23 protein-coding genes and 2 tRNA genes are annotated in these 16,603 nt (G+C 47.7%); 7 read left to right on the forward strand and 18 right to left on the reverse strand.

Translation table 11 applies throughout. From position 1 onward, the window contains the following. Genes THAL_RS07720 through bioA form a run of 4 tightly spaced genes read left to right on the forward strand, consistent with a single transcriptional unit; the run spans nt 1 to nt 4,931 of the window. On the forward strand, nt 1-1,164 hold the full coding sequence (locus THAL_RS07720; RefSeq protein ID WP_012992553.1) for an LL-diaminopimelate aminotransferase: 1,164 nt from the start codon (nt 1-3) through the stop codon (nt 1,162-1,164). After that, nucleotides 1,164-2,444 carry a CBS domain-containing protein gene (locus THAL_RS07725; RefSeq protein WP_012992554.1) on the forward strand — a complete coding sequence of 427 codons (1,281 nt, stop codon included), beginning with the start codon at nt 1,164-1,166 and terminating at the stop codon, nt 2,442-2,444. Before THAL_RS07720 ends, THAL_RS07725 begins: the two co-directional genes overlap by 1 nt. Next, nucleotides 2,441-3,568: an arginase family protein gene (locus tag THAL_RS07730; RefSeq protein ID WP_012992555.1), complete on the forward strand. Its 1,128-nt coding sequence runs from the start codon at nt 2,441-2,443 to the stop codon at nt 3,566-3,568. The genes THAL_RS07725 and THAL_RS07730 overlap by 4 nt, the downstream gene beginning before the upstream one ends. A 7-nt stretch (nt 3,569-3,575) precedes the next feature. Beyond that, nucleotides 3,576-4,931, forward strand: a complete 1,356-nt coding sequence (bioA, locus tag THAL_RS07735; protein ID WP_012992556.1) for an adenosylmethionine--8-amino-7-oxononanoate transaminase — start codon at nt 3,576-3,578, stop codon at nt 4,929-4,931. On the opposite strand, the gene THAL_RS07740 is transcribed toward bioA, so the two are convergent. Genes THAL_RS07740 through nikR form a run of 3 tightly spaced genes read right to left on the reverse strand, consistent with a single transcriptional unit; the run spans nt 4,911 to nt 6,949 of the window. Beyond that, nucleotides 4,911-5,357, reverse strand: coding sequence for a hypothetical protein (locus THAL_RS07740; RefSeq protein ID WP_012992557.1), 447 nt, complete (start codon nt 5,355-5,357; stop codon nt 4,911-4,913). The genes bioA and THAL_RS07740 overlap by 21 nt on opposite strands. A 2-nt stretch (nt 5,358-5,359) precedes the next feature. Continuing rightward, nucleotides 5,360-6,505 (reverse strand): fructose-1,6-bisphosphate aldolase/phosphatase, encoded by a 1,146-nt coding sequence (gene fbp, locus THAL_RS07745; RefSeq protein WP_012992558.1) that lies wholly within the window; start codon nt 6,503-6,505, stop codon nt 5,360-5,362. Nucleotides 6,506-6,532: 27 nt separating this feature from the next. Next, entirely contained in the window at nt 6,533-6,949 is a 417-nt protein-coding gene (nikR, locus tag THAL_RS07750) for a nickel-responsive transcriptional regulator NikR (RefSeq protein WP_012992559.1), read from the reverse strand. A 47-nt stretch (nt 6,950-6,996) separates the two neighbouring features. On the opposite strand from nikR, the gene accD reads away from it, so the two are divergent. From accD to THAL_RS07765, 3 genes are read left to right on the forward strand one after another with little or no spacing between them, the layout of a single operon-like run. Next, nucleotides 6,997-7,836 carry an acetyl-CoA carboxylase, carboxyltransferase subunit beta gene (accD, locus tag THAL_RS07755; RefSeq protein WP_012992560.1) on the forward strand — a complete coding sequence of 280 codons (840 nt, stop codon included), beginning with the start codon at nt 6,997-6,999 and terminating at the stop codon, nt 7,834-7,836. After that, nucleotides 7,821-8,444: a chromosome segregation protein ScpA gene (locus tag THAL_RS07760; RefSeq protein WP_012992561.1), complete on the forward strand. Its 624-nt coding sequence runs from the start codon at nt 7,821-7,823 to the stop codon at nt 8,442-8,444. The genes accD and THAL_RS07760 overlap by 16 nt, the downstream gene beginning before the upstream one ends. Beyond that, on the forward strand, nt 8,425-9,072 hold the full coding sequence (locus THAL_RS07765) for a methyltransferase domain-containing protein (protein ID WP_012992562.1): 648 nt from the start codon (nt 8,425-8,427) through the stop codon (nt 9,070-9,072). Before THAL_RS07760 ends, THAL_RS07765 begins: the two co-directional genes overlap by 20 nt. On the opposite strand, the gene rpmA is transcribed toward THAL_RS07765, so the two are convergent. From rpmA to THAL_RS07840, 15 genes are all read right to left on the reverse strand, one after another. Beyond that, nucleotides 9,035-9,310: a 50S ribosomal protein L27 gene (gene rpmA / locus THAL_RS07770; RefSeq protein WP_012992563.1), complete on the reverse strand. Its 276-nt coding sequence runs from the start codon at nt 9,308-9,310 to the stop codon at nt 9,035-9,037. The two genes, THAL_RS07765 and rpmA, sit on opposite strands and share 38 nt — an antisense overlap. Before the next feature lie 3 nt (nt 9,311-9,313). Next, nucleotides 9,314-9,616: a 50S ribosomal protein L21 gene (gene rplU, locus THAL_RS07775; RefSeq protein ID WP_012992564.1), complete on the reverse strand. Its 303-nt coding sequence runs from the start codon at nt 9,614-9,616 to the stop codon at nt 9,314-9,316. Between the two features lie 44 nt (nt 9,617-9,660). Then, nucleotides 9,661-9,891 (reverse strand): hypothetical protein, encoded by a 231-nt coding sequence (locus tag THAL_RS07780; RefSeq protein WP_012992565.1) that lies wholly within the window; start codon nt 9,889-9,891, stop codon nt 9,661-9,663. Between the two features lie 86 nt (nt 9,892-9,977). Beyond that, nucleotides 9,978-10,592 carry a hypothetical protein gene (locus THAL_RS07785; protein ID WP_012992566.1) on the reverse strand — a complete coding sequence of 205 codons (615 nt, stop codon included), beginning with the start codon at nt 10,590-10,592 and terminating at the stop codon, nt 9,978-9,980. 39 nt (nt 10,593-10,631) lie between these two features. Next, entirely contained in the window at nt 10,632-11,423 is a 792-nt protein-coding gene (gene trpA, locus THAL_RS07790) for a tryptophan synthase subunit alpha (protein ID WP_012992567.1), read from the reverse strand. Then, complete coding sequence (locus THAL_RS07795) at nt 11,405-11,815, reverse strand: OsmC family protein (RefSeq protein WP_012992568.1); 411 nt, start codon at nt 11,813-11,815, stop codon at nt 11,405-11,407. Before THAL_RS07795 ends, trpA begins: the two co-directional genes overlap by 19 nt. A gap of 1 nt (nt 11,816) precedes the next feature. After that, nucleotides 11,817-12,260 (reverse strand): acetyl-CoA carboxylase biotin carboxyl carrier protein, encoded by a 444-nt coding sequence (accB, locus tag THAL_RS07800; protein WP_012992569.1) that lies wholly within the window; start codon nt 12,258-12,260, stop codon nt 11,817-11,819. Further along, on the reverse strand, nt 12,260-12,829 hold the full coding sequence (gene efp / locus THAL_RS07805) for an elongation factor P (protein ID WP_012992570.1): 570 nt from the start codon (nt 12,827-12,829) through the stop codon (nt 12,260-12,262). Before efp ends, accB begins: the two co-directional genes overlap by 1 nt. Nucleotides 12,830-12,836: 7 nt before the next feature. Then, the gene (gene gltX / locus THAL_RS07810) at nt 12,837-14,246 is read right to left on the reverse strand and encodes a glutamate--tRNA ligase (RefSeq protein ID WP_012992571.1); all 1,410 of its coding nucleotides are present in this window, start codon (nt 14,244-14,246) and stop codon (nt 12,837-12,839) included. Between the two features lie 12 nt (nt 14,247-14,258). Next, on the reverse strand, nt 14,259-14,477 hold the full coding sequence (locus THAL_RS07815) for a DUF454 family protein (protein ID WP_012992572.1): 219 nt from the start codon (nt 14,475-14,477) through the stop codon (nt 14,259-14,261). Further along, nucleotides 14,474-15,205: a 6-carboxyhexanoate--CoA ligase gene (locus THAL_RS07820; protein WP_012992573.1), complete on the reverse strand. Its 732-nt coding sequence runs from the start codon at nt 15,203-15,205 to the stop codon at nt 14,474-14,476. The genes THAL_RS07815 and THAL_RS07820 overlap by 4 nt, the downstream gene beginning before the upstream one ends. Nucleotides 15,206-15,214: 9 nt before the next feature. Then, a tRNA-Cys gene (locus tag THAL_RS07825) sits at nt 15,215-15,289 on the reverse strand. Between the two features lie 6 nt (nt 15,290-15,295). Then, nucleotides 15,296-15,367, reverse strand: a tRNA-Gly gene (locus THAL_RS07830). Nucleotides 15,368-15,391: 24 nt separating this feature from the next. Continuing rightward, the gene (locus THAL_RS07835; protein WP_041434132.1) at nt 15,392-16,231 is read right to left on the reverse strand and encodes a YicC/YloC family endoribonuclease; all 840 of its coding nucleotides are present in this window, start codon (nt 16,229-16,231) and stop codon (nt 15,392-15,394) included. An 11-nt stretch (nt 16,232-16,242) separates the two neighbouring features. After that, nucleotides 16,243-16,551 carry a hypothetical protein gene (locus tag THAL_RS07840; protein ID WP_012992575.1) on the reverse strand — a complete coding sequence of 103 codons (309 nt, stop codon included), beginning with the start codon at nt 16,549-16,551 and terminating at the stop codon, nt 16,243-16,245. Nucleotides 16,552-16,603: the final 52 nt, after the last annotated feature.

The following is a 16,603-nucleotide window of genomic DNA, read 5'->3' on the forward strand; positions in this document are numbered from 1 at the left end:
ATGTGGAGTTTCTCTCAGCGTATTCAGCAACTTCCACCTTACCTGTTTGCCCAGATAGACAGAAAGAAAAGGGAGAAAATAGCCCAGGGTGCTGATGTCATTGATCTGGGTGTAGGGGATCCGGACCTTCCCACCCCAGAACCCATAGTGAGGGCCATGCAGAAAGCTGTGGAAAACCCCCAACATCACCGGTATCCCTCTTATGAGGGAATGTTCTCCTTCCGGCAAGCGGTGTCCGATTGGTACAAAAGACGTTTCGGTGTGGAACTGGACCCCGAAAAGGAAGTGATAGCTCTGATAGGATCTAAGGAAGGTATAGCCCACTTTCCTCTGGCCTTCGTGGATCCCGGTGATGTGGTTCTGTGTCCTGATCCAGCCTACCCTGTTTACAAAATAGGTACCATCTTTGCGGGGGGAGAGCCTTACTTTTTACCTCTGAAGGAGGAGAACGGCTTTCTTCCTGACTTCAGAAGTGTTCCCCAGGATGTTCTCAAAAGAGCCAAGATCATTTGGGTAAACTATCCCAACAACCCCACCTCTGTCACCGCCACCTTGGACTTCTACAAGGAGTTGGTGGAGTGGGCCCATCAGCACAACATAATAGTGGCCTCTGATCTTGCCTACTCAGAGGTGTACTTTGGAGAGGAGAAGCCACCCTCTATACTACAGGTAGAGGGAGCAAAGGAGGTGGCTATAGAGTTTCACTCCCTCTCCAAAACCTTCAACATGACGGGGTGGCGTATAGGTATGGCCGTTGGCAACAGAAGACTGATAGAGGGACTTGGAAAGGTTAAGACCAACGTAGATTCCGGGCAGTTTCAAGCTATACAGGAGGCTGCCATAGCGGCCCTTAGTCTTCCTGAAGAAGCCTTAAAGCCCATAAGGGATACCTATGCCGAGAGAAGGAGGGTCATGACGGAAGCTTTGAAAAACATAGGCTTGGAGGTTGTACCCTCCGAAGCCACCTTTTACCTGTGGGTGAAAGTGCCAAAAGGTTACACCTCCGCTCAGTTTGTGGAGAGACTTCTGGACGAGTGCGCCATAGTGTGTACACCCGGTAATGGCTTTGGAGAAGCTGGAGAAGGCTACTTCCGTATCTCCCTCACTGTCCCTACACACAGACTTCTTGAAGCCGCAGACAGGATAGGTAAACTAAAGCTGTGATGAGGGAGCTGGATCTTTCGGAGCTGGCCACAGGTGTGCCGAAGGTAGACTATGACTTAGGCATACCGGAAGCTCTGAGGAGCTTAGATGAGCACAGAATATTTGATTTTTTGGTGGTGGTTAAAGACAGTAAACCTGTAGGTATTGTCTACAGGAAAGACCTACTTCTTTCGCAGGGAAGGAAGGACCTGAGGGTGGGGGACATAGCCCTTCCACTACCCAAGATAAGGACTTTTCGCTCCTCTCCCGAAAACCTTTTAGGACTTCTCGACTTTTTTGCCTTCAGTAGAAAACCATTACTGGTGGTAGATAAAAGGGGACAGTATCTGGGTGTTCTTTTCTACCACGTTCTCTTACACTATATGAGTTCGTACCGACAGGTAACGGTGCCTATTTTCCAAAAACTGAGGAAGCTCTTCGGTCAAGATTACCACCTGTGTGTTTTTTATCTCAAAGATGTGAAAGGTTTCAGGGAACATTTTGGCTCTGCTAAAGAAGAAGGCCTATACCGTATCCTGTACGAAGATGTGAAGGATCACATAGATGGGGACGTCATGCAGTCCCAGGATGAGAGAGAGATATACGCCCTCTCCAAGAGAAAACTTTCACCAGAGGAGGTAAAGGCTATAATGGAGGAGTTTCACAAAGAGTTCTCCCTCCTCTATGCGGAGATTAACCCAGTCCATGTGGTGGGCTTTGATATAGGTCTAAAGGATGTTAAAAGTTACGAAGAGTTCTGGAATATCTACTCCCAGCTTAAAAACAGACTCAAGAGTGTTCACGGCAGTTCTTTCTTTGTGTTTCACGGCCTTCAGCCCGTTGTGGTTACATGTGAGTATCCCCTGCGCCAGCAGATAATGAAGATAAAGGAAAAGATAAAAGAAGACTTCCTCAGTATAGTGGAGGAGCTCAAAAGAACGGAAAAAGATCTCTGGGAATATATCCTTTACGATGTCTTTAAAAAGTTTCCCTACTTTGAACTTTTCTACATAATGAACGAGAAAGGTCTACAGATATCCAACAACGTGGTGAATCCTAAAGCTAACTATGTAGTGAAGACAGGTAAAAAGGGGGCAGACAGATCTCAGAAGATTTACTTTAAAAAAGCTATGGAAGAAGGTCTTTATGTGTCGGAGATATACATATCTCAGGCTACTGACGACTTTTGTATAACCGTCTCTGCCAAATTCCAGTATGGACAGAAGGTCTTCGTCCTGGCAGGTGATATCAACTACAGAGAGATTCACAGACTGGTGAAAGAGTATTCTCAAAAACTATGAGAGCTAAACTGGTGGCCAGTTACGCTTACAGAAACTTCCGTTACAGTTCTAACCATCCCTTGCGTATACCCAGAGTATCCCTTCTTCTAGATTTTCTGAAGGCTATGGAACTGGTAAAAGACACAGAAGTAGATGAAGGAAGAAACGCCACACAGGAAGAACTTTTGGAGTACCACACAGAAGACTACATAAACGCCCTCAGAGAGGCAGACGCGTGTGGGTGTGTAAAACCCAAGTACAGAGAACTTTACAACATAGGTACTTACGAAAACCCTCTCTCACCCGCCACGTGGAGAGGTTCCCTTTTGGCATGCGGCTCTTCCTTAAAGGCTGCAGAACTCTTCTTGGAAGGACATATATCCTTCAACCCGGCCGGAGGCATGCATCACGCCTATCCTTCCAGAGCTAACGGGTTCTGTTTCATCAACGATCCTGCCGTTACCATCCAGATGCTGAAGAAACTAGGCTTTAAGAAGATCCTGTACATAGATCTGGACGCTCATCACTGTGATGCTGTGCAGGACTTTTATTACCATGACGATTCGGTGTTTGTGTTCTCCATACATCAGTCGCCCGAGTATGCCTTTCCCTTCACAAAAGGATTCCTTCACGAAAGAGGTGCATCAAAGGGTAAAGGTTTTAATCTCAACGCTCCCTTACCTAAAGGCGTTACAGACACGGAGTTTCTGAAGGTTTTAGAGACAGGCATAGAGGTGATAAAGGAAGTCTTCAAACCTGATGTATACCTTCTTCAGCTGGGTACCGACGGACTAGAGGAAGACTATCTCTCCAAATGGAGGCTTTCCAACTGGGGATTTCTCAAAGCCTTCAAGATGGTGAGGGAGGCCTTCGGTGATGGTATATACTTGGGAGGTGGAGGATACCACCCCATAGCTCTTACAAGGGCATGGAGCCTGGTATGGTGTGAGATATCGGGGAGGGAAGTACCTACCACGTTGAGGAGAGAGGCCAGAGAAGTCCTCTTAAGTGTAGGTTGGGAGGAGCTGGACGAAACAGACAGGAGTTACATGTACGAGACCCTTCTGGACAAACCAAGGGAGGGACATATCAGAAGGGAGATTCTTAGTATCTGTGAGGCTATGAAGAGTCATCTTTTCGTATAATTACTCTATGCTCTCACCTGAAGTGCTGGAAAAGTGGGATAAGGAGTATTTCTGGCATCCCTTTACCCAGATGAAAGTCTACAGAGAAGAGGAAAACCTCATCTTTGAGAAGGGGGAAGGAGTTTATCTTTACGACATATACGGAAGGAAGTTTATAGATGCCATATCTTCTCTCTGGTGCAACGTACACGGACACAACCACCCTAAACTTAACAGGGCTTTGATAGAGCAGTTACAGAAGGTGGCTCACACTACCACCTTGGGTAGTTCTAATGTTCCGGCCATCTTACTGGCCAAAAGGCTGGTAGATATATCTCCCCCAGGTCTTACGAAGGTCTTTTATTCAGAAGATGGTGCAGAGGCGGTAGAGATAGCCATAAAGATGGCCTACCATTACTGGAGGAACAGGGGAGAGAAAAGAAGGGTGTTCGTTAGTTTTAGGGAAGCTTATCACGGTGATACGGTAGGTGCGGTAAGTGTGGGTGGTATAGATCTGTTTCATGGCACATACAGGGATCTTCTTTTTGAGACCATATTCTTACCTTCTCCCTATCTTTTCTGTAAGGAGAGATACGGCAGGCTCTGCGACGAGTGCAAGGAAGAGCTTTTGGGTATGTTAGAAGATGTATTAAGGAGAAGGGACGATGTGGTGGCTGTGGTTTTAGAAGCCGGTATACAAGCAGCTGCTGGTATGTTACCCTTTCCCAAGGGGTTTTTAAAGGGAGTGAGGGAACTTACCAAGAGATACGGTGTTCTCATGATAGTGGACGAGGTGGCCACTGGTTTTGGTAGAACTGGCAGCATGTTTTATTGTCAGCAGGAAGATGTGAGTCCCGACTTTATGTGTCTTGGTAAAGGTATAACGGGAGGATACTTACCCCTTGCCGCTACCCTGACCACCGATGAGGTCTTCAACGCCTTTTTGGGTGAGTTCGGAGAGAAAAAACACTTCTATCATGGTCACACCTATACGGGCAACAACTTGGCCTGTGCTGTGGCTTTGGCCAATCTGGAGATCTTTGAGGAAGAAAGAACCCTTGAGAAGCTACAGCCCAAGATAGAGTACCTCAGGGAAAGACTTCAGAGTATGTGGGAGCTTAGGCACGTAGGTGACGTAAGACAGCTGGGTTTTATGGCAGGTATAGAGTTGGTAAAGGACAGAGACAAGGGAGAACCTTTCCCTTATGGAGACAGAGTAGGTTTTAAGGTGGCATACCGATGCAGGGAGAAGGGTGTCTTCTTAAGACCGTTGGGTGACGTAATGGTACTTATGATGCCCCTTATAATAAAGGAGGAGGAGATGGATCAGGTGATAGACGCCCTCATCTGGTCCATAAGAGAACTAGAAAAACAGCCTCTTTAACTTTCTCAGTATCCCACCGAACCTACGTTGGTACTCCAGTCTCAGGTTTTCCAGCATCTGACCCAAAGTACCTACCACTTTGGATAGGGTACCCTTATCCCTGATCTTCTCGTCGTACATGAGTTCGCTGAGTATCTGGTGTGTCACTGTAAGGACCTTTATGAGTCTGCTCAGCTCTTTCTCTTTACTGAGATCCGCTCTGTTAATCCTTTCCTCAAAGTATCTCTGTATACCTTCCAGTGCGTTGTCAAGACCTGCATTTATCATCTGAGGATCCTTCGCCTGCGTGAGAAGTTCTACCAGTTTGGAGCGTAAACGAAACCTATAGTCCTGAAGAGCGCTCTCAAAGGGCTCCACCTCCAGGTGGTTACAGAACTCCTCCACCAATATCAGTACACGATCCTCTATACTCAGTATCCTATCCATGTTCAATCCACATCGGCGTGTTGTTGGTGTTCCACAGGTTCCTTCTTACCCTCCTCTAGGTTATAAAATCTACCTTCCAGTTTCTTCAGTATCTTGGGTAGTGTGGTATACTCCATCTCCTCAGAAGGTAGGCGGTGAGGCTCAAATATTCCCTGACGCCTGAGAATGTCGGCCATCATCTGGGCCGTCTGCCTGGCGTTATCGAAGGCAGGATCATCAAAGAGATCTCTGGGACCTATCAGCTTACCCTCCGACAGTTGGTAACCTGCTGCTATCACCCTCGGAGGACCGTCAAACCTGCTGGGTGTTGCATGCCTGAAGGACACGGGCATCAGAGGACCGTTGTGGGATCCTCTCATCCAACCTTCCACTATCCAAGGTCTTGCAAAGGGCTCTAAGATCTCACCTACCGCAGGGAATCCTGACTGAGCTCTCACTATTAATACAGGATCGTCCTTCCCCACGTATCTACCAGCTATTAAAGAGAGACGCTGTGTAGACGCCACCGCTGCTATCTCTCCGTCCGAGTTCCTCCACACACTTCTTACCGCATATCGCTCCACCGTTCCTATGAGGGCAAGAAGATCGTACAACTCGGAGGGTGTGGACAGCTTTACAGCCTTACCGGTAAAGGTGTCCAACACCTCAAAGGTGAAACCTTCGTGCATCTTGGGATCAATCACTAAACCGGAGCAAACCATAGGGTCTGCAAACATCTCGTAAAGGGCCAAGTTCCAGGCACTGGGTGCCGTTTTGTCGGCAAAGAAGACTATAACAGGTTCCGAAGGTCTTTCCTCAAACTCCATCTCCGCCACACCCGGACCCATCCCCTTTACGTTACCCGAAAAGGCATCCGACAAAAGATCCTGTCCTGCACCGTAGAGCTTCAGTTTTTTAGCCACCTGTGTCCCTCTTTGGAAGGCCTCCCATGCGAGACCGTGTACCACGGGACTATCAACGCCGTGGGTGTGGGTCATGACCAGAGCTATGTCATCACCACATACCAGTACATCACAATCTATAAGCGTTCCCTTTTTGACAGCTTCTTTACCTACCTCTTTCACCGCCTCCACTACGTCGGGATGAGCATGAGAGTGTCCTACGTATCCACCTATATCTGCTTTGATGACGCTGAGAGTTATCTTCATGGTATTACCCCCTTTTCTAACATTATATCACTTTTCTGGTTTGCCTGCCTTTACCAACTTGGCAAACTTTACACCCCTCATACCTGCCAGTTGCGTACTAAGCCCCTCAATCTGGGAAGCTTTACCTTTTATTATCATAGTCTCAAGACAGTTCCTATGATCCAGATGCACGTGGGTGTTGCAAAGAACGTTCACGTGGTACTTATGCTGGACATCCAACATACGGCTCACGAGCCTTATATCGTGATGATCGTACACGATGGTAAGTACACCCACCACGTCCTCTTCTTCTCTTTCCCACATGTCCTCTATAAGCATCTCTCGGATTAAGTCCCTCACCAACTCAGAACGCGAAGAGTAACCCCTAAGAACGGTTCTTCTGTCAAGCTCTTCCAGCAGATCCTTGGGAAGAGATACACAGAAACGTACGTACTTTTCTCTCATGTTATCAATGATAACAGAAACATCTTCTTTCCTGTAAAATTCTTCCCATGGGATTATTGGATAGATTCAGGAAAAGGAGGGAAGAAAGGGAAAGTCTGTGGACTAAGTGTCCAAAATGTAAGTCTATCCTCTACGTGCCTGAGTTAAGTGCCAATCTGAAAGTTTGTCCCAGCTGTGGATATCACTTTCCCATGACTGCTCAAGAGAGAATAAATTCTCTTCTGGATCAGTACGCGCTGCTTTTTGAAAATCTAAAACCCTCTGATCCCCTCAAGTTTAAGGACACGAAGTCTTACACCGAAAGGCTGAAGGAAGCCTCCGCATCTACCGGTCTCAGCGAAGCCATGGTGGTGGCTACAGGTAATATGGTGGACGTGAAAGTGACCCTTGCTGTTATGGATTTTGGGTTCATCGGTGGTAGTATGGGTTCTGTAGTGGGGGAGAAGTTCTACAGAGCCTGTGTTATGTGTGCAGAGGAGAACACACCCCTCGTAGCGGTGGTAGCTTCCGGGGGTGCCAGAATGCAGGAGGGTATCCTCTCTCTTATGCAGATGGCCAAGACCTCAATAGCGGTAGGTTTCTTGAAAAGAAAAGGAATACCTTACATAACGGTGTTGACGGATCCCACCACCGGAGGTGTTTCTGCTAGTTTTGCCTTTCTCGGTGACATAATAGTAGCAGAACCTGGTGCCCTCATAGGTTTTACAGGGCCGAGGGTGATAGAACAAACCATAAAACAGCAGCTGCCGGAAGGCTTTCAGACAGCTGAGTTTCTTTTACAGAAGGGAATGGTGGACATGGTGGTACACAGGAAGGAGTTAAAAGGCACGTTACACAGACTTCTGCGCATGACCACTTACTGGAGGCAAAGGTGGGCATCCCGGTAACCTTACTCCTTGAAGACCATCCCTTTGCTTTGGCTTATAGGATGGTGGAGGAGGGAAGACTGGACCCGTGGGACGTAGATATAGCTAAGTTAGCACAAGCTTATCTGGAGGAGATAAGAAAGATGGAACTTCTGGACCTGAGGGTGCCGGCCAGAGCTATAGCGGCAGCCTCTTTCCTCCTCAGAAAGCAGGTGGAAATTCTCTTTCCGGAACCCAAGAGGCTCAGAGAAAGGAAGAGATCTTATACACTGGAGGAGATCGTTGAGGAGTTTCAAAAGGAAGAAGGTATCACAGAGGAACTCCCTGCAATCCCGCCTTCTGAACCAATCCCCAAGAGGAGATACCAAAGGAGAGCTCCAAAACGGAAGGAGAGTTCCTATCCTCCCTTACACGTCTCCAAGATGGAGGATGCTATGGAAGAACTTAGAGCTCTCTTCATGAGAGGTATAGTGGGTTTTATGCTGAGTCATGTGATTAGAGGAAGAAACCCTGTACCCTATCTCATGGCCCTTATGGTACTTTATCAGGACGGTATCGTGGACATAAGACAGGAACCACCTTATGAAGACATGGAGGTGATCTTCCACCATGAAGAGAGTGATAGCTGATGTATTCTCAGCAGTTAGTAAAAGGTACGACACGTTTCTTCATTGGGTGACTGGCGGAAGAATCCACGCATGGCAGAAGGATCTTCTGAGTATGCTCACCTCAGAAGGAAACCGGCTGGACGTGGGGACAGGAACGGGGGAGGTGCTTTTAAAATCTCAAAACACGGGTCTGAGGGTGGGTATGGACATATCCAGAGGTATGCTTTCGGTGGCCAAAGGGAAGTGCAGGGACTGTTACTTTGTTTTAGGCGACGCGGAGAACATGCCCTTCAAAGACTCTTCCTTCTCCTCAGTGGTTTTATCCTTGGTCTACAGGCATCTGCAAGACAGGGATTCTTTCCTTGCAGAGGCCTACAGGATCCTTAAAGAGGGAGGTGAGATGGGTATTCTGGACATAAACAGGTTTCTTTTTACACCTATGTTGGTTTTTATCATGAAATACCCTCTGAAACCCCTGGGAGCCCTCCTCTTCGGAGGGGAGAGGTGGGACTTCTTCATACACTCCTTAGAAAATAGCCTAAGCTGGCAGGATGTTTTAAAAGAGGCGAAGGGGAGAGGCTTTCGTCTCAAGAAAGTGGAACTGCGATTCGCTAAGCTTGTGTACTTGCTAGTTCTTGTAAAGGAATAACGCTTACGTACTTCCTGTTTCTCCTGTTTTCAAACTTCACTACGCCGTCCACCAGAGCGAAGAGGGTAAAATCGGAACCCATACCCACGTTCTTACCGGGATAAATCCGCGTTCCCCTCTGCCTCACCAGTATATTGCCAGCCTTTACTATCTGCCCATCATAACGCTTGACACCCAGCCTTTTAGAATGACTGTCCCTTCCGTTCCTCGTTGAACCACCGCTTGCCTTTGACGCCATGCCTTATCCTCCTAAAGATATATCCTTGATGAGGATCTCGGTGTAGGGTTGTCTGTGTCCTTTCCAACGCTTGTAGTTCTTCTTGGCTTTGAACTTAAAAACTATTACCTTCTTGTGTTTGCCGTGAGTAAGAACCTCTGCCACCACCTTTCCGCTGTTGAGGAGGAGCTTTCCGTCATCGCTCCTCACAAGAAGGGGCACAAGCTCCAGAGTTTCTCCTTCCTTAAGGGGGAGCTTTTCCACCTTAAGCCTTTGTCCTACCGATACCTTATACTGCTTACCACCTGTCTCTATGACTGCGTACATCCAGTACCTCCGTTAACAAGGAAGGGGGCAGAGCCCCCGTCAGCTTACTTCTTTTGTTCGCCAGCAGGTTGCTGCTGCTGTTGTTCACCAGCAGGTTGTTGCTGTTGCTGTTGCTGTTGCTCACCAGCTGCCGGAGGTTGTGCAGGTTGTGCTGGTTGCGCAGGTTGCGCTGGTTGCGCTGGTTGTGCAGGTTGTTGCTGTTCAGCAGGTTTCTGCTGGCAAGATACCGCCAACGTAAGTAGCCCGGCTACCCCTAGAAGTAGAAACTTCTTCATGTCTCCTACCTCCTTAAAATTTTTATAGTCAAATATTTTACTATAAGTGATAACTAGTGTCAAGGGTAGGACTTCGCTGTTAAATCTCAAGGAGGACAGCCAGGATCTGCGTAATCGGCAAAGTCAACTGTAACGCTGCCAGAGAGAACCTTCTCCCTTCCGGACAGAACCTCCCGCACGTAGAGTTCTATGCGGGCCGTGTAGTAACATCCACCTGCGCTACTACACACTGTCCTCACGGGGCCATTATCCCAATCTGCCAACGTTACGGCAATACCCTGATAGGTGAGCTCCGAATCTGGAAGAAGGGTGATACTGAGGGAAGCGTCTATGCCCTGTGCGAGAGTTTGTCGGCACGGTGGATTGTTTTCACAAGGGTTTTGAGAAGGGTTTTGTGGGATGAAAGTAACGCGGTAGCGATACACATAGACGGGAGATGGGTTGTTGGTGATAGGTTTACCGGACGCATCTTTGATGGTATCACTCCTTAGTTTGATGGTTACCGTATCAGCATCAGCAACAGGGTAACATTGGTTGGTGTTTTGATCTTTAACGAGATTTATTACGTCTGCCTGCACCAGCTGGGGTTCTATGGAGGAGAGGGTGACGGTGACAGAGTCAAAAGCTTTGTAACCGTCTGAACCTCCCCCGCCGCACGATACAAGGAAAGAAAGAGCCGCAAGAGAAAGGTACTTTCTCATAACAGTCCCCCTTCCTAAAAATTTCCCTTTATTATAACGTCAGCTTAGAGCTTCCTTTATCTCTCTTACCTTGCTGGCTAACGCTTTGAGATCTTTATCCTCCGCTAAAGACACGAGGGCACTCCCTACCACCACACCGTCCGCTATGTCTTTCAGGGCACTGGCGTGTTCCCTTTTGGAAACTCCGAAACCTACCACCACCGGTTTTGAGCACACCTGCCTGTAGGTTTTAAGCTGTTGAGAGAGTCTTTCTAAGGGAAGGGATTCTCTGGCTCCGGTGGTACCTGTTACGGAAACGAAGTAAACCATATCGTCTGTGGTATCACATATGAGCTTCAGTCTCCTAGTGGTGCTGGTGGGAGATGCCAGAAGCACCAGTGAAAGATCAGCGCGTAAAGTGTGCTCCTTAAGAGGACCGCTTTCCTCGGGTGGCAGATCGGGAACTATCAGACCGTCTGCACCGCTGTCTGCTGCCATACGGCAGAACTTCTCCAGGCCCGTACGAAAAACGGGGTTGTAGTAAGTCATAAGAAGGATGGGGATTTCCGGATAGTTTTCCCTTATCTTACTTACCTGATGAAAGACATCTTTAAGTCTGACACCGTTACGCAAAGCTCCCTCGTGAGCCTTCTGGATGGTGGGACCATCTGCCACAGGATCAGAGAAGGGAACACCTACCTCCAGTATGTCGGTACCGTTTTGCACCACGGTGAGAAAAGCTTGTAGAGAAAAGTCCAGCTCCGGATAACCCACCATCAGGTAAGACACTAAAGCAGCTTCACCCTTATCCTTCAGGCGGGAAAAAGTCTGCTTCAGCCTTTCTCTTCCCATATTTCTCTCTCAACCTCTATAGGGACACTCTTTACCAACATGGCGTACACACTGCAGTACTTGTTTACAGAAAGTTCTATGGCCTGATCCACAGCTTTTGGATCTATACCTTCTCCTACTATGATGTACTTTAACTTGATGTGTTGGTAAATGCGCGGGTGTTCCTCCCTACGCGTTCCCAAAACCTCTATCCTTATATCCTTAACCTTCTGCCGCTTCTTTCTGAGGATGTTGGCCACATCAACGCCGGAACAACCTGCCAGTGCCACCAGTATTAGCTCCATGGGTCTGTAACCTTGTTCTCCTACTTTGAGGGGACCAAAGGAGGTTTCGGCTGTATAAGTGTTCTCTTCTTCCCTGCTTAAGGTGAGAACAACTCTCTTAACTTCCATGTCACACGCTCGTATCTATGATGAAGAGGGGCTGACCGTACTCCACCGTCTCACCGTTCTCCACCAGGATTTTTACTACCCTGCCTCTCACATCACTCTCTATCTCGTTCATCACCTTAAGAGCCTCTATTATACACAGTACCTGTCCGGGTGACACCATATCACCTACCTCCACAAAGGGGGGTGCACCGGGTGATGGGGATCTGTAAAAAGTCCCTACCAACGGACTCTTTATAACGTGGAGATGGGATGTGTCCTCGTGGACTTCTTCCGAGGGTGGAAGTAGCTCCTGATGTCTTGGCTCCCTAACAGGCTGCTCTCTTGGAGAACTTTCCGTTACGTTGGTTTCTATATGGATCTTGATGCCCTCAGCCTCTAAACTGAAGCTCTTTATGTTACTTTTGCTGATGAGTTGGATGATCTCCTTTACAAAATCTTTGTCCATCACCTGACCCTTTCTATGTAGGTGCCCGTTCTGGTGTCCACCTTTATTATGTCTCCTTCGTTTACGAAGAAAGGCACCTGCACTACAGCACCTGTTTCCAACTTTGCAGGTTTGCTGCCTCCCGCAGCGGTATCACCTTTGAAGGCGGGTTCCGTCTCTACCACCTTAAGCTCCACATGGCGGGGTAGTTCTATACCTATGGGTTGTCCTTTGTAAAAGAACACTACTACCTGCATACCTTCTTTAAGGAACTTGGATTCTTCCACCAATCTGTCAGCGGGAACCTGGATCATCTCATAGGTGGTCTGGGAAACGAAGTAGTAAGAATCACCGTCGGTGTAAGAGTACTCAGCAAAAACCTGCTCAAAGTCCGCCAGTTCTATAGCGTCGGAAGACTTATAGGTGAGTTCTATCACGTTACCCGTCTGCATGTTCTTGGCCTTTATGCGTACAAAGGCTTGACCCTTCCCCGGCTTAACGTGCTCGTAGTCCAGCACTCGGTAGGGCTGTCCGTTATGTTCTATGAACATATCCCTCTGAATGCTGTTGATGTCTATCTTCACACCCATGGCGTATTCATTTTACCATATCCATAGCTCTCTTTAGCCTATAGAGAGCCTTTTCTACGGGAATAACGTCACACAGAACATCGATACCTACACCTTCCAGCTCACCTGTTAGGGCCGCTCTGAGGGTGTGCCACACATCCTTTGCCTTCACGTTTAGTTCCTTCTGAGCCTGTTTTGCCCACTCTTTTACCTTCTGTCCGCTCAGTCCTTCCTCCCTTATTTTCGCATAAAAGAACTCTAGTATAAGGAGAGCTCTTTCATTTTCCAGAACACTCATAGCTTCCGGAGAGAAGTTTACTTCATCCAAAAAGAAGGGTCTGAGTCTGTCCACAGCCTCTGAAAGGGTCTGGAAAGAGTCCCTTGTCTTCTGGAGAACTCTAAGGAGGTATTCTTCTTCCACAGAAAACCCGGCTTTTTCCAAGAAGGGTCTTACGTAGTGAGCCAACGACTCAAGACTGATCACCTCCCTTATGTAAACTCCGTTCATCCACCTGAGCTTTTCCACATCAAAGACGGCAGGTGAATCATTGACATCTTTAAGGTCAAAGATCTGTATGAGCTCCTCCTTGCTGTATATTTCACGCCCTTCCTCCGGAGGCGACCAACCGAGGAGGCAAAGGTAGTTAAAAACTGCCTCAGGAAGGTAACCTTCCTCACGGTAGTTTCTCACAGAAACGGCTCCGTGTCTTTTGGAAAGCTTGCTTCTGTCCGGACCTAGTATCACCGGCAGGTGAGCAAACTCGGGTATCTTTAATCCTAACGCTTCGTATATGAGGATCTGTTTAGGTGTGTTGGGAATGTGATCTTCACCCCTTATAACATGGGTGACACCCATAAGAGCGTCATCCACCACCACTACAAAGTTGTAGGTAGGCATCCCATCGCTTCTTACTATCACAAAATCACCAAAATCGTCCACGTTGATGGATATGTAACCTTTTACGAGATCTCGGAAAACCACCACCCTGCCGTCGGGAACCCTAAACCTTATGGCGAAAGGTTTACCTTTCTTTTTGAGCTCCTCTGCCTCCTCTTTAGTTAGATACCTGCACTTACCTGAGTACCTGTAAGGGATACCCTTTTGGTAAGCCTCTTGCCTTTCTTTCTCCAACTCCTCTGGAGAGCAGAAACAAGGGTAAGCATGCCCTTGCTCCACCAACTTCTCAGCATACTGATGGTATATGTCCAGTCTCTCTGATTGACGGTACATCTCGTCCCATTCTAAACCCAGCCACTTTAAGTCTTCTATCAACATCTCCTCGTACTCTTTGGTGGATCTCTCTCTGTCTGTATCCTCTATGCGCAGGATAAACTTGCCTTTGTGATGGCGTGCAAAAAGGTAGCTGAAGATGGCCGTTCTTGCGTTTCCTAAATGAAGGTATCCTGTGGGACTGGGCGCGAATCTGGTCACCACCATAGGGTAAGGATTTTAACCCACCTTGGATCCCTTGCGCTTCTTTATAAGGGAGTATATACGCTCTCCTAAGATAGGAAGGCGCTTAAGTCTCACTATGTCCCTTTTGGAGGATTTTGACAGAAAGAAGAGGGCCAAAAGAAGAAAAGGCACGGTAGGTACCAGAGGTAGGAACATACCCAGTATGGCCATGAGCACCGCTGTGGCGGCGAGAAATCTGTAGAGGACCTTCATAGGTTATTTATAAGTATAGGCTTTTCTTGAAGACACTGTATGATTTTTTCCAAATTCTCCTTTCTGATGAAATACACTCTACCTCCTATAGGAACACCCTCCTCCTTCATGGGTTTTATCCTTACGTAACCTATGTGGGGACCTGCCACGTATCCGGTGGTATACTCAGGATCATCACTCCAGCAAAGCTCTGCCAGGACACCACAGTAAACGTTCTTGGTGGCCACAGCCAGAGCGTCTATAAGCCTCTCTAAGTATTCCCTCTTTATGCCTCTCTTCTTCAGCACCTCCTTTATGTACTTTCTGTCCTTCCAGTCCATCCTCGTGGTCCTTATTCCCCTCTCTCTGTCAGGTTCGAGGCGTTCACCTGTCTCCACATCCATAAGAACAGCACCCCTCATGTTACCACCCTTTGGGTTGGGACCTTCGTGTAGGAGTTTTATGGCCAGCTCTGCCACAGGTTTCGGAACACCTGCCTCCACAAGTTTTGATACCGCAAAAGCCCTTGCCTCTTCCACGCTTTTAAAGTCATAACTTAGTATGGGTAGTGCTTTGGGTACGATCTCCACATCCTTGAGCCTCTCAACTGTAATAACCACCTTGTCATAAACTCTTGGTCTTTTGAGAAGTTCAAGAACTGTTTTTTCCACCTCGTGGTATGGTACTATCCTTTCGGCACCTGAGACATGCTCCCCCTGGAACTCGGCTCTCATCCTGATGCTTCTCATGGTTTAACGTGGAGGCAACGGGCGGATTCGAACCGCCGTAGAAGGGATTTGCAGTCCCTCGCCTAACCACTCGGCCACGTTGCCTTAAAGAGCGGGCGACGGGACTCGAACCCGCGACCTGCTGCATGGCAAGCAGCCGCTCCACCTCTGAGCTACGCCCGCTTTCTCTTTATATATTATACACCTTCATTCAACGTTGGCCACCTGCTGACGGAGCCTTTCTATCTCCGTTTTCAAATCCACCACCAGGTGGGAAAGTTCAGGCATCTTGTTACCTAAGGTGGTGATCTCTCTGTGCATCTCCTGAAGCAAAAAGTCCAACTTCTTACCTATATCACCCTCCGCTTCCAAAGTGTCCAAAAACCTCTGAAGATGTGCTTTGAGGCGTGTGTACTCCTCCGATACATCCATACGAGATATCAAAAAAAGAAGCTCGTTCATCACGGTAGGATCTTCCTGTAGAAGACCCACCTCTCTTGCTCTTTCCGCCACTTTCTCCTTCAATGCCTGCAAGATAGCATCCTTTTTCTCACCGATCTCTTCCAAAAGAGAGGATATAAGCTTCACACGTCGGAGTATGTCTTCTTTGAGGTATCTTCCTTCCTCCTCCCTACTTTTCACCAGCTCCCTCAGGGCCATCTGGAGGCTCTCAGTAAGAACAGAGCGTAGTTCTTCGTCTGGTTCTTCCTTTGTCTCTCCCGCTAATCTTACGGATATCATAAAGAGGGTATCATCAGAAACATTTAAGCTTAACTTCTCTTTAACATCCTTCAGAGATTGAAGAATGCTCTCCAGCTTTTGAAGATCAAAGGGCGACTGGGGCAGTTTTGTCTCTATCTGGAGAACCACATTCACCGTTCCCCTGATTACATACTCCTTCACCCATCTGCGAACATCCTGTTCCAAATCTCCCAGAAAAATATCGGACCTTACGGATACCTCAAGACCTCTCCCGTTAACGCTTTTTACAAAGGTGGTGACCTTCCATCTTTCTCCCTCACTTACACCCTTTCCCACACCTGTCATACTGCGCACTTTTAACCCCCACCGTACTCTGTTTGTTCCACCTCCGCTATGAACTCTTTCACTAACGCGGTAAGGAAAGACATCAGTTCCTTTATGTCCTTGTCCAGATAATACTCAAAAAGCTCTATCTTCCTTTCCCTGTAGTTATCCCCATCTAAGTAGTATCTTACCAACAGGTAGGGTACATTACGGTCCAGCTGGAAGCCTTCATCACCCGGCAGAAGGAGTCGCACTTCCACATCCGCACTGAGGCATTCTTTCTCCTCAAAGCACTTTTTCAGGTACTCTAACTTCTCCCTGTAGTTTTCCCACTTTACCATGTGGAAAATTATAAGCTACTGGATTGGGTTACGAGGGAGCTATAATTTAATC

This window comes from Thermocrinis albus DSM 14484 (assembly GCF_000025605.1).
Taxonomy (GTDB): Bacteria; Aquificota; Aquificia; order Aquificales; family Aquificaceae; genus Thermocrinis; species Thermocrinis albus.